Below are 11,324 nucleotides of genomic sequence, written 5' to 3'. Positions count from 1 at the left end.
AAACCCGCAAGCCTCTGACCTGCGGGTTTTCGGTGGAGCTAAGGGGAATCGAACCCCTGACCTACTCGATGCGAACGAGTCGCGCTACCAACTGCGCCATAGCCCCGGGTGACCACTGCGTGATCAGCCGTAGGTCACTCTAGCAGCCATCTCGCGCGTGATCACAAACGCCTCGTCGTCGTGGCGACAAGCCGGACGTCGACGCCGCTCCGATACTCTCGGCACGTGGCCACAATGTCCGATAAAGAGCTCGCAACCGCCCTCGACCGCGCGGTCGCCATCATCAACCCGATCCTCGACGCACTCGCGTCGTCGGATCCGCTGGGGATCAAGGCAAGCACATTCGACGACGACTCCGAGGATCGTTCTCGCCTCGACAAGCTCCGACACGTCGTCGCCCACGGGTTCGACGTGGCCGATTGGCCGGGCACGCATGGCTGGTCGGAGCTGTCGATCAAAGAGCGCGGCAAGTGGTGGGTCAATCGCATCGGCGCGCTCAACACGATTGCCGTCTCCTACCCCGGCGTCTTCGGCGCATGGGCCAAAGCTCTGCCGCTCACCAGCGCGCTCGGCTACGCCAATCAGGCCATCGTGCTCGTCGCCATCGCACGCGAGTACGGGGTCACCGATCGCAATGATCAAGTGCGACTGCTTGCTTCGGTACTCAGCGATCGAGAACTGAGTTCCGACGCCGCGTCGAACACCGATCCTTTCGACGACACGTCGTCAGGAAAGAAGCGTCGCGGATGGTCGGTGATCGGTGGGCTCTGGGAGGTGGCTCAGATCCTGCGCAAGGTCAACGACGAACTCGATCGTCGACCCGGCCCGCCCAAGCTCCTCGGAATGCTCGGCTACATACCGGTTGTCGGTGCTCCGGTGACGTATGTCGGTGAGCGCGTTGCGCTTTGCCACGCTGTCACGGACGCAAGCAAGTGGATCAAAAACCACCCGGAGGCAATCACCGTCAGCCAGCAGCAGCCCGACGGAAGTCCTCGTCCTCACGCATGACACGACGCCGCTGGAACGGCGGGATGTGATCGAAAATCGGGTCCTCGTCGTCGATTTCGACGACGACGGCTCCGCCGGGCCTGCGCATCTGAGGCGCGGGCTCGACCACCGGGACGAACTGCGGCGCAGCCATCTCGCGACGTCGACGCTCCTCGTCCTGCCGACGCTGCCGCGCCACACGGGCTGCCCGCTGCGCGCGTAGCCGCTGCTCGTTGCGGACCGCACTACGCAGGTATGCCAGGTAGGCAAAGAGCATCACGACGGTGATCCCGGTAGCGATCCAACCGATGAGCCCCAGGAACGCTCCGAGCGCGATCGAGATGACCACAAACGTCAGCAGCGCGATGGCCACACGCTGACGCTCGCGGTAGCGAATCTTCCTGTCCCGCTCGTCAAATGACGTACCCGAACGTCGTGCATCGCGGGTGCGTCCGCGGTCGACGACGGTCGCGGGCTCGGCTTGTGCTGCGGCGGAACGCTTGTCGCGCGGCACCGGGTTTTCATAGCCGTCGACCTCGTCGAGGTAGTCGTCTTCTGCGTCTACGTCGTCTACGTCGTACTCATCCTCGACGTCGTACTCGTCGTCCTCGTACTCGTCTTCAACGTCGTAGTCGTCGTCCGAGCTGTCGTCTTCTACGGCGTAATCGTCCTCGTACTCGTCGTCCTCGTACTCATCGTCGAGGTTGTCGTCGTATTCGAGATCGTCGTACTCGGCTTCGTCCTCGACGTCCTCGACGTCCGAATCATCCTCAAGCTCAGCATCTTCAGCCTCAGCGCCCTCAGCCTCGTCATCCTCGACCTCGGCGTCGACGACGTCCGAAGCGTCCGCGGAGTCGTCGACCTCGTCAGCCTCAGTCTCGTCAGTATCGACGAGTTCGCCTGTGAGCGTGACGTTGTCGTCACCCGACTCGACGTCGTCGGCGTCGAGGTCATCAGCGTCGAGATCCGCCTCGACGTCCGGATCAGCCTTGGGCGCCTGCACCTTCGCCCCAGTTGCACGCTTGGTGCTGGTCGCCTTCTGCGACGTCGGAGCGTCGTCGGTGTCCGCGCCGGACTCGGTCGACACCTCTTCGTCGGACTCGGTCTTGTCGAGAAGCGATGTCGCGGCGCTACTCGCCGAACGTGACGAGCGGCGCGACGTCCACGACGGGTCGTGCGGGTGTGCGCCCGCCGAGCGTCGAGCAGTCGACGTGCGGGTCTTGGTGCCGCCGCGGTGAAGGAGGCGCGTCATGCGCGCGGCTTCGGTCGACTTGCGCATCTGAGGTCGGCCCTTGATGACCATGGGAACGAGGACGAAGAGCCACACCACGACGAGGCAGACCCACAGCACGGAGTTCGGCATTCGACCTCTCCCTTCAATCACTCTGGTTACACCGGACCACCCAATAATCTAGGTGCGACCATTGCGCGAACTGCGCAGACGCGCCGAGCCCCCGCCAGATTGGAGTGATTCATATGGCTTTCTCAGCGACTCGCGCGGTGCCCGGGTTCGCAACCGGCCGCTAGCTCGCGACGAAGCGCGCGTCCACCGAGACCGCGATGTCGATGTCCTCGGGCCGCAACTCCAACGTCGGTGCGTCAGCGGGCGCGCCCGCGAATGTCACCCGAGCCATCCGTTCGGGTCCACTCGACAGCATGTCCGGGTCGGCGAGCTGCACAGCCCGCACCTCGCCCCGACCCACCGCGTCGGCGTAGGCCTGCGCCTTCGCCACCGCGTCGTCGACCGCGCGACGTCGAAGTTCCCTCTCGTGCTCGGCTCGCCCCTCACGCGTGACATCCCAACGCACGCCAGCGACGTCGACCCCCTCGACCGTCGCCCACTCGTCGATGAACGAATTGAGTTCGTCGAAGTCGACGAACTCGGTGGTCACGCGAATCTTCGTGACGTACAGCAGTTCTCGTGGCTTACCCTTCGCATCGACCGGTCGATACGACCAGACGCGCACCGACTCGCTGTGCCACGTCGACACCGCTCCCCGCGCTTCAAGTGAGTTCAGCGACTCGACGATTCGCCCCTGCACCCCGATCGCGTCGGTGTATACAGTTTCGCGGTTCGAGCCAGAGAAGTCGATGCTGAGCGAGAGCAGCGCGCGCTCGGGCGGGTAACTGTCGCGCGCGTGTCCGCGCACCACGATCTCGAGCAACTCCGATGCGCTATGCGATGACTCAGCCATACGGCAACCCTACGCAGAAGGACAGGTCGCCCAGACAAACAACCAGAACTAGCCCTGCAAGAAGTTCGCCCGGCCCGATCGCACCAGTCGCTCGACGGCCCCTTCGGGAACCTCCTCGGCAGTCAGGGCGAACAGGTTGTGGTCGCGCCAACGCTTGTTGACGTCCATATAGCGTTCGAGGAGACCTTCATGCCGGAATCCGAGTTTGGTCAGCACCGCCTGCGACGCCCCGTTCGACGGCTGAACCGTGGCCTCGAGGCGATGTAACCCCACCGGACCGAAGCAATGGTCGACGCCCAAAGCGACTGCGGCAGTGGCGATTCCCTGACCGAAGTGCGCCTGGTCGATCCAGTACCCGATCCATGCGGTCCGCACGGCCCCACGTTGGATGTTCCCGACGGTGAGCTGGCCGACGTATGCGCCGTCGAGTTCGATGACGAACGGCAGGATGGTGCCGCGCTTCGCCTCGGATTTGAGGATCGCGTACAGCGGCGGCCACGACGCCGGCTGATGCCGGTCGGCCCAACTGCCGACGCCGGTCGGCTCCCACGGCAGCAGCGAGTTCTGGTTGCGGATGCGAAGGTCGCTCCAACTCTTGGCATCACGAACCCGCACCGGACGCACGGTCACCGCTCCACCACGAGAAAGCAATGGTCCCAACGTCGCCGGCCACCCGGGACTGGCCGGAACACCGCTCAACCATCTGAACACGCCAGTGAGTCTATTCGGTGAACGTCGTGGTGTGACCGGCTCGCGCACACGCGCCAATCGAACAGAATCGACGCAACCCGAACGCACTCATCCGCGCTGAGCGAGGAACGCGACCTCGACCTCGTCGCCCGTGCCCAACTCCTCAACGTCGGGCTCGACGATGATCAGGCAGTTCGCGTCGGCGAGCTCTGCCAGCAGATGCGACGATCCGGTCGGCGACGCCCCGAGCACCTGCACCAGGTACTCCCCCGACTTCTCGTCGCGCATCAACTGGCCACGCAGATATCCCTTGCGGCCCGCGACGGACACGATCGGCCCGATCGTCCGTGCGGTGATCACCCGTCGCATCGGCTGCCGCTTGCCCAGCGCGATCCGGATCAACGGTCGCACCATGACCTCGAAGGTCACGAGCGCGCTCACCGGATTGGCCGGCAACAGGAACGTCGGCACCTCGTCGCGGCCGAGTCGGCCGAAGCCCTGCACCGAGCCCGGATGCATCGCGACCCGAGCGATCTCGAGGTCGCCGAGGTCGGCCAGTGCGTCGGCGATCGCCCGCGACGCCGTTCCACCCACCGCTCCGCAGATCACGACGATCTCGGATCGAATGAGTTGCGCCTCAACCACTTCACGCAGCCGCGACGACTCGCGCTCGGCGAGTCCGACCCTGTTCACGTCCGCACCAGCATCACGTGCGGCGGCGGCGAGCGAGTAGCTGTTCACGTCGTAGATCTGGCCGGGCCCAGGAGTGCGGTCGATGTCGACGAGTTCGCTGCCCACCGAGATCACCGAGAGCCGCGGTTTGGGATGAACCAGCACACGCGACTGACCGACCGCGGCGAGCAACCCGACCTGCGCCGGGCCGATGATCGATCCGGCACGAACCGCGACATCGCCGGGCTGTACGTCGTCGCCGACTCGTCGAACGTAATCACCACTGTCGACGCCGTGCCCGACTTTGACCTTCTGATCGCCGCCGTCGGTCCAGCGGAGGGGCACCACGGCGTCGGCGAGCGTCGGCATCGGGGCGCCCGTCTCGACACGTACCGCCTGCCGCGGCTGAAGCCTGGTCGGGGTACGCGCACCCGGCGCAACCTCGCCGACCACGGGAAGAGACACGATCATCGGCTCACCGGGCTCGAGATCGACCAATTCGGCACCGCCGGCGTCGAATTCCTCGAACTCGTCGGGATCGCTCGGTGCCGACGCTCCGGCGAGCGCAACGTCGACTGCCCGCACGGCGTAGCCGTCGATCGCGGCCTGGTCGAAACCGGGCATTGGTCGCTCGGTGACGACCTCCTCGGCGCACATCAAACCCTGCGCCTCGGAAATTGCCACCCGTACCGGCCGCGGAGCCACCGCCGCAGCGGTCACCAGCGTCAGATGATCTTCGACGGACCGCATCTCACCTCATCGCCTCGCCGGACACACGTCAGGCAATGACGTTAGTGGCCGTGCCCGCGTCTGCGACGCAGGCGCGCTGAGGCAACGTCGAGTCGGACTGCGAAGTCGAGTCGAACGCGCAGCCGTTCAGTCCACCGACAGTCGGCCCACGAGCCATTCGCGCAGGTCGGGTCCGTAGTCGTCGCGGTCGAGAGCGAAATCGACAGCCGCTTTCAGGTAGCCACCGGGGTTGCCCAGGTCGTGTCGGGTGCCCTTGTGTACGACGACGTGCACCGGTTCGCCCTCTTCGATCAGTAGCGCGATGGCATCGGTGAGCTGCAACTCGCCGCCTGCACCCGGCTTGATGCGGCGCAGAGCGTCGAAGATCTTGCGGTCGAGGATGTAGCGTCCGGCGGCCGCGAGATTCGACGGGGCGTCTTTCGGCTCCGGCTTCTCGACCATGCCTTTGAGCTTCATCACATTGGGGTTGTTGGCGTCGGGCAACGTCTCGACATCGAAGACGCCGTAGGCGCTGATCCGGTCTTCCGGCACCTCGATCGCGCACAGCACCGAACCACCGCGACGCTGACGCGTGCGGGCCATCACCTCGAGAACGCCGCCCGGCAGGACGAGATCGTCGGGAAGCAGTACCGCGATGGCGTCTTCGTCGTCGTCGAGATACGGCTCGACGCACCCGACCGCATGCCCGAGCCCGAGGGGCTTCTCCTGGATGACCGACGCGACCTCCAGCAACGACGGTGCCTTGCGCACCTTGGCAAGCATCGCGGCCTTGCCCCGTGTGGCCAGCGTGTTCTCGAGGACAAGGTCTTCGACGAAGTGCGCGACGACTCCGTCTTTGCCCGGCGACGTGATGATCAGGAGACGCTCAGCGCCTGCCGACTTCGCCTCTTCTGCCACGAGCTCGATGCCGGGTGTGTCGACGACGGGCAGCAGCTCTTTGGGGACGGTCTTGGTCGCGGGCAGGAATCTCGTTCCCAAGCCTGCCGCGGGCACGACCGCGGTTCGCGGGATAGGCGGGGTGTTCGGTACAGACGAGTACTCGCTGAATTCGTCGGTGCTCGCCTTGCTCACGCTGGACGTCATACCGACACCCTAATGTCGGAGTCTGACGGCGTCCTTGTGAAGAGTTGCGGATCACCCGACTGACGGACGCGAGCGTGCGTTATACGTCACTTTCGAGCGCTACAGTGCGAGTGCGGATCGGGACGAGTGTATGTCGGGGCGAGTGCAGGTACGCAGAAAGGCGGAGGTCGCGGTGCCCACCCTCAAGAATCAGTTGCGCGAGGAGATAGCGGCAAAGCGACGAGACATGTCGCCGTTCGCGCGCGAACAAGCCGCGGGCGACCTCGCCGATTGGATCTACGCCGCGCCGTTCCGACTCGAATACGACGTCACCGTCGCCGCCTACGTCCCGGTCGGGACCGAGCCGGGATCACCGGCGATGCTCGATGCCCTCATCGATCGTGGGGTGAGCGTCTTGGTCCCGATCGTCCCCGACGGCGACCCCGCCCCCCTGGACTGGGTCCGCTACGACGGCGCGACCACCCTGCAACCCGGACGCTGGGGACTGCTCGAGCCGTCGGGCGAACGACTCGGCGTCGACGCCGTACACGCGGCGTCGGTGGTGCTTGTGCCCGCTCTCGCGGTCGACAAGACGGGTGTTCGTCTGGGCCGCGGCGCGGGCTACTACGACCGAACACTCATCGGAAGCTCTGCTGAGCTCGTCGCCGTCGTCTACGACGACGAGGTCGTCGACGCACTGCCGTCGGGCAATTACGACGTCCCGGTCGGGTGGGCTCTCACGCCCGCCGGGGGATTTCGGAAACTCAGCTAGGGTCCGAGCCTGGAATCAGCGGCGCCCAGCAATCACGAGGACGCAGCAATCACGAAGACGCAGCGGCGCTGCTCTTCGACTCGCTCTTCGACGACGTACTCGAACTGCTGCTACTCGACGACGAACTGTCCGACGACGAGCTGCTCGACGAACTCTCCGACGACGAACCGCCGTCGGACTTGCTGCTCGACGACGCCGTTTCGGAGCTCGACGAGCCCGAGCGGGAGTCGGTGCGATAGAAGCCGCTGCCCTTGAACACGATGCCGACCGAGTTGAAGAGCTTGCGCAGACGCCCTGAGCACTGCGGGCATTCGGTCAACGAGTCATCGGAGAACGACTGAACAATGTCGAACTTGTTGTCGCACTCCGTGCACGCATACGAGTAAGTGGGCACCGGTACCTCCGAAGACTTGAGTGATTCGCCACTGATTCTAACCAACTCTGGCACTCCTACATTCCGAGTGCCAAACCGGACGCCTCCCCGTTCCGCGACGGGTCCGCTCAACCGCCGATGACGTCGAGATCGGAGTCGACGACGCCGTCGCGATTCATGTCCGGATCGCGTGCTTTGCGCGCATTCCAGCGCAGCAGGACTGCGGCGGCGCACGCCGCGATCACCGATCCGGCGAGTATTGCCCCTTTCGCCGGCGCGGCGTGCTGGCCCTCTTCGAAGGAGAGCTCGGCGATCAGCAGCGCGACCGTGAAGCCGATCCCGGTGAGCATCCCCACCGGGATGAGGTCGCGCATACCGATCGCATCGGGAAGCCGTAGCGGCGTGAACCGGGTCATGAGCGCGGTGGCTCCGAGTACACCGACCACCTTGCCGACGCACAACCCCAGCACAATCCCTATCGAGACCGGCTGGAGCAGCGGTTCGTCGGCTCCCACCAGCGAGACGCCGGCTGCGGCGAGGGCGAATAGCGGCAGGGCCACCGCCGACGACCAGGGACGAACCGCCTCGTCGAGCTGTTCGGTACGCGGAAGCTCTTCACCGCGGATCGTCAATGCCGGAACGACGAGGCCCAGCAAGACACCCGCGACCGTCGAGTGCACACCGGAGGCGTGCATGCAGCCCCAAGCGATCAGCGCCAGTGGCAACAACAACCACCGGTACGCGCGTGACAGACGGACGACGACCCCGAACACCGCGATGGCCAACAGTGCGCAGCCGAGCATCACGAAGTTGATGGAGTCCGTGTAGAACACTGCGATCACGGTGATGCCGAGGAGGTCGTCGACAACCGCGAGGGTGAGCAGAAACGTCCGCAACGCCAGCGGCAGACCACGTCCGAAGATCGCCAGGACGGCGAGCGCGAACGCGATGTCGGTGGCGGTTGGAATTGCCCAGCCGCGCAACGCTTCTGGGTCGAGCGTTCCGACGACTGCCACGTAACACAGTGCGGGAACGACCATTCCGGCCACAGCAGCGGCGATCGGCACACCTGCCAGACGCATATCGCGCAGGCTTCCGGCAACGAACTCCTGCTTCAGTTCGACGCCGACGACGAAGAAGAAGATTGCGAGCAGACCGTCGGCCGCCCACTCACTCAGCGACAGGTGCAGGTGCAACGACTCCGGACCGATCTCGTAGGCCAGAATCTCGTGATAGGCCTCTCGCCACGGCGAATTCGCCAGGATGACCGCCACGGCCGCGCTGACGAGCAGCAGCATGCCACTGGTGGTGTCGAGGGAGAGATAGCGGCGCAAGCGCTCACGGGCGGGTGGGCGCCCGTCGAACGAGCTCTCTGCGGGCATAAATGATCCTGTCGGGCGATCCCGGCGCCAAGGCCGAGATGGGTCGAATACAAACCCGGATCGAGGTCCGGGTTGCCGACCAGACTTCCCGGCACACCGTCGTCCATTCTCCCCGACGACCGGCTGTGGCACCACTCGTGCTGGTCAGGCGGCGCGTCGCCACCGGACGCAGGCCACGCGTGCGCCGCGTCGAGTTATCCACCGACGACTACGAATGGACGGGTTGTCCACAACCTGCCGCGGCGTCGGTTTCCGCGACCTCCGGGCGGCTAACTTGCGCGCATGCGAACAGCCCGTGGAGACAGTCTCAGCCCGCGCCTCGTCGACCGTCTGGGAGCTGCCGTGCGTCCGGGTTGGGCGAGGTCGTTGTTGATTCGACGATGCGCCGCAGCGCTACTCGTCGTGGCCGCAGTGGGTTTCGCGACCCTCGGCGGGGCGGAACACGACGACGAAGCGGTCATGGTCGCCGCGCACGACCTGCTGCCGGGCACCGAACTTGCCGCGAGCGATCTCGTCGTGCGCAGGGTTGGCGCCGGGATGGTCCCGGCGGGCGCACTACGTATGTCGCGCGACGGCGCGGGCAAGACGGTGACGAGCATGGTCCGAACCGGCGAGATTCTCACCGACGCACGACTTCTCTCACCCCGGCTGCCGCAACAGTTGACCGGGTCGGCCGACGCCCGTCTCGTCCCGGTGCGTCTCTCCGACGACGCCGTGTCGGCGCTGTTACGAGCGGGCGATGTGGTCGACGTCGTCGGGCCTGAGGCGGATGTACTCGCCACACGTGCCGTAGTCGCGCTGGGCACCGAACGTCCGGTGTCGAGCGGGTTGTCGGCGCGGAATCAGGCATCGGCGCCGGTTGTACTCGCGATGGACCAGAAATCAGCGCTCCGCGTAGCCGCAGCCGGACTCGACATCGCCCTCGCCGTAATAGTGCATTGAACTGTGGTTTCGCGATTCCTTGCACAGCATCGAAGATTCATTGCACAGGACACAACATCGTTTGGTTCCACAACGCACATGCCTATCTCTACTAACATCACGGAGAACGGGCTGTGCACCACTGAGCAGATTCCGTCAACACCTCACCACAGGCACGTACCACCGACCGAATGAGAGGACCGGAAAGTGCTCAAGGGTTTCAGGGATTTCATCATGAAGGGCAACGTGGTCGATCTGGCCACAGCGGTCATCATCGCCACGGCCTTCACCGCGATCGTCACGGCTTTCACCGACGGCATCATCAAGCCGATCATCAACACCATCCCGTGGAGCCCGAACGAAGCCGACGGCCTCGGATTCGAGCTGGTCAGCGGCAAATCGTCGACGTTCGTCAATATCGGTGGAGTGTTGACGGCGGTCATCAACTTCCTGATCATCGCCGCTGTCGTCTACTTCCTGATCATCGTTCCGTACAACAAGCTCGCAGAGCTCGGCGGCTTCGGCAAGAAGGCCGAGGTCACCGAGGTTGCACTGCTCACCGAGATCCGCGACCTCATGGATCCCGATGGCGTATCGAAGGCCAAGGCCGAGGCCGAGAAGGATCTGCCCGACCACCTGAGCGACTCAGGCGGAGGCGGCGATTCCTCATCCGGTTCGGGAGCTTCCGATTCGCCCGACACGTATTCGCCGTCCTCCGACGCCTATCCCTCCGGTCGACTTGACGCTGCACCGCCCACACAGCGCCTCACGACGCCGCCACCGGCATCCCAGGCCCCGTATGAGGCACCGTCGACCTACGGCAACCCGCCGTCGTACCAGGCGCCCTCCGGGCAGCCGCAGCAGAACCCGCCGACCTATCCGGCAGGCGGCCCAGGTGCACCGCAAACCGGCTACCCGACGCCGAACCCGGCTCCGGGCAACTATCCCCCGCCCGGTAACTACCCGCCGAGCAGTTACCCGCCGCCGGGATCGCAGTTCCCCGGCGACAATCCCGGCGACTCGGGACGCCACTCCCGCTGATCAGAAGCCACAACGAAACGGCCACGCCCGAGATGGGCGTGGCCGTTTCGCTATGTCCAGCGGTTTGACAGCGACTTGACCATCGCATCCCAAGGTTCGATTCCTAGGTTGAAATCCGTTGGCGCTGATCTTGATTCAGAATGCGCCAACGAACGTCACGTCAACCGACGGCAACGTCACATCAACCCAACGGAGGAGCAACGATGCCTCAGCCTCACGGCAACCAGCGACCGGGCCAGAACAACCACGGCCGGCCGCAGCCCCAGCCGCGCCCACGTCCGCGTCCGTGGTTCCCGTTCCCCTTCTTCGGGAGCTGAATCCGGTAGCCGAGTCGATCGGTAGCTGACCGCTCCTGGCGTCTCAGACGCCACCGCGCAGATGGGTTCCGCTGCGTCGATAGTCGATCCCCGAGGCCATCGGCACACCGGCACCGCACTCGCTGAGCGAAAAAAGACCGCGGGGCGGGAACCGATATGGTT

General features: G+C 65.2%; 11 protein-coding genes and 1 tRNA gene. 4 read left to right on the top strand and 8 right to left on the bottom strand.

Going from position 1 to position 11,324, the window contains the following annotated elements:
• Nucleotides 1-33: 33 nt before the first annotated feature.
• Nucleotides 34-106: transfer RNA gene (locus tag A5777_RS04460), tRNA-Ala, on the bottom strand.
• Nucleotides 107-225: 119 nt separating this feature from the next.
• On the opposite strand from A5777_RS04460, the gene A5777_RS04455 reads away from it, so the two are divergent.
• Nucleotides 226-1,008 carry a hypothetical protein gene (locus A5777_RS04455; protein ID WP_049697930.1) on the top strand — a complete coding sequence of 261 codons (783 nt, stop codon included), beginning with the start codon at nucleotides 226-228 and terminating at the stop codon, nucleotides 1,006-1,008.
• Here the strand turns inward: A5777_RS04455 and sepX are convergent.
• From sepX to A5777_RS04430, 5 genes are all read right to left on the bottom strand, one after another.
• Nucleotides 965-2,350 (bottom strand): divisome protein SepX/GlpR, encoded by a 1,386-nt coding sequence (sepX, locus tag A5777_RS04450; protein ID WP_049697929.1) that lies wholly within the window; start codon nucleotides 2,348-2,350, stop codon nucleotides 965-967. The genes A5777_RS04455 and sepX overlap by 44 nt on opposite strands.
• A 160-nt stretch (nucleotides 2,351-2,510) precedes the next feature.
• Nucleotides 2,511-3,182, bottom strand: coding sequence for an SIMPL domain-containing protein (locus tag A5777_RS04445; protein ID WP_049697928.1), 672 nt, complete (start codon nucleotides 3,180-3,182; stop codon nucleotides 2,511-2,513).
• A gap of 48 nt (nucleotides 3,183-3,230) precedes the next feature.
• Nucleotides 3,231-3,893, bottom strand: coding sequence for a GNAT family N-acetyltransferase (locus A5777_RS04440; protein ID WP_049697927.1), 663 nt, complete (start codon nucleotides 3,891-3,893; stop codon nucleotides 3,231-3,233).
• A gap of 87 nt (nucleotides 3,894-3,980) precedes the next feature.
• Nucleotides 3,981-5,294, bottom strand: coding sequence for a molybdotransferase-like divisome protein Glp (glp, locus tag A5777_RS04435; RefSeq protein WP_049697926.1), 1,314 nt, complete (start codon nucleotides 5,292-5,294; stop codon nucleotides 3,981-3,983).
• A gap of 126 nt (nucleotides 5,295-5,420) precedes the next feature.
• Nucleotides 5,421-6,377, bottom strand: a complete 957-nt coding sequence (locus A5777_RS04430) for a UTP--glucose-1-phosphate uridylyltransferase (protein ID WP_049697925.1) — start codon at nucleotides 6,375-6,377, stop codon at nucleotides 5,421-5,423.
• Between the two features lie 172 nt (nucleotides 6,378-6,549).
• Here A5777_RS04430 and A5777_RS04425 point away from each other — a divergent pair, with 172 nt between their 5' ends.
• A complete protein-coding gene (locus A5777_RS04425) occupies nucleotides 6,550-7,128 on the top strand; it encodes a 5-formyltetrahydrofolate cyclo-ligase (protein WP_049698099.1) in 579 nt (192 codons plus the stop codon).
• A 49-nt stretch (nucleotides 7,129-7,177) separates the two neighbouring features.
• On the opposite strand, the gene A5777_RS24005 is transcribed toward A5777_RS04425, so the two are convergent.
• Both A5777_RS24005 and nhaA read right to left on the bottom strand, forming a co-directional pair.
• Nucleotides 7,178-7,522 (bottom strand): FmdB family zinc ribbon protein, encoded by a 345-nt coding sequence (locus tag A5777_RS24005; protein WP_082933545.1) that lies wholly within the window; start codon nucleotides 7,520-7,522, stop codon nucleotides 7,178-7,180.
• 107 nt (nucleotides 7,523-7,629) lie between these two features.
• The gene (gene nhaA / locus A5777_RS04415; RefSeq protein ID WP_049697924.1) at nucleotides 7,630-8,883 is read right to left on the bottom strand and encodes a Na+/H+ antiporter NhaA; all 1,254 of its coding nucleotides are present in this window, start codon (nucleotides 8,881-8,883) and stop codon (nucleotides 7,630-7,632) included.
• 282 nt (nucleotides 8,884-9,165) lie between these two features.
• On the opposite strand from nhaA, the gene A5777_RS04410 reads away from it, so the two are divergent.
• A complete protein-coding gene (locus A5777_RS04410) occupies nucleotides 9,166-9,825 on the top strand; it encodes an SAF domain-containing protein (RefSeq protein WP_197500839.1) in 660 nt (219 codons plus the stop codon).
• Nucleotides 9,826-10,011: 186 nt separating this feature from the next.
• Nucleotides 10,012-10,845 (top strand): large conductance mechanosensitive channel protein MscL, encoded by an 834-nt coding sequence (gene mscL / locus A5777_RS04405; RefSeq protein WP_049697923.1) that lies wholly within the window; start codon nucleotides 10,012-10,014, stop codon nucleotides 10,843-10,845.
• Nucleotides 10,846-11,324 lie beyond the last annotated feature (479 nt).

Origin of the sequence: Gordonia sp. 852002-10350_SCH5691597 (assembly GCF_001665715.1) — a bacterium.
Lineage (GTDB): Bacteria > Actinomycetota > Actinomycetes > Mycobacteriales > Mycobacteriaceae > Gordonia > Gordonia sputi.
This window is presented reverse-complemented; position numbering and strand designations above follow the sequence as displayed.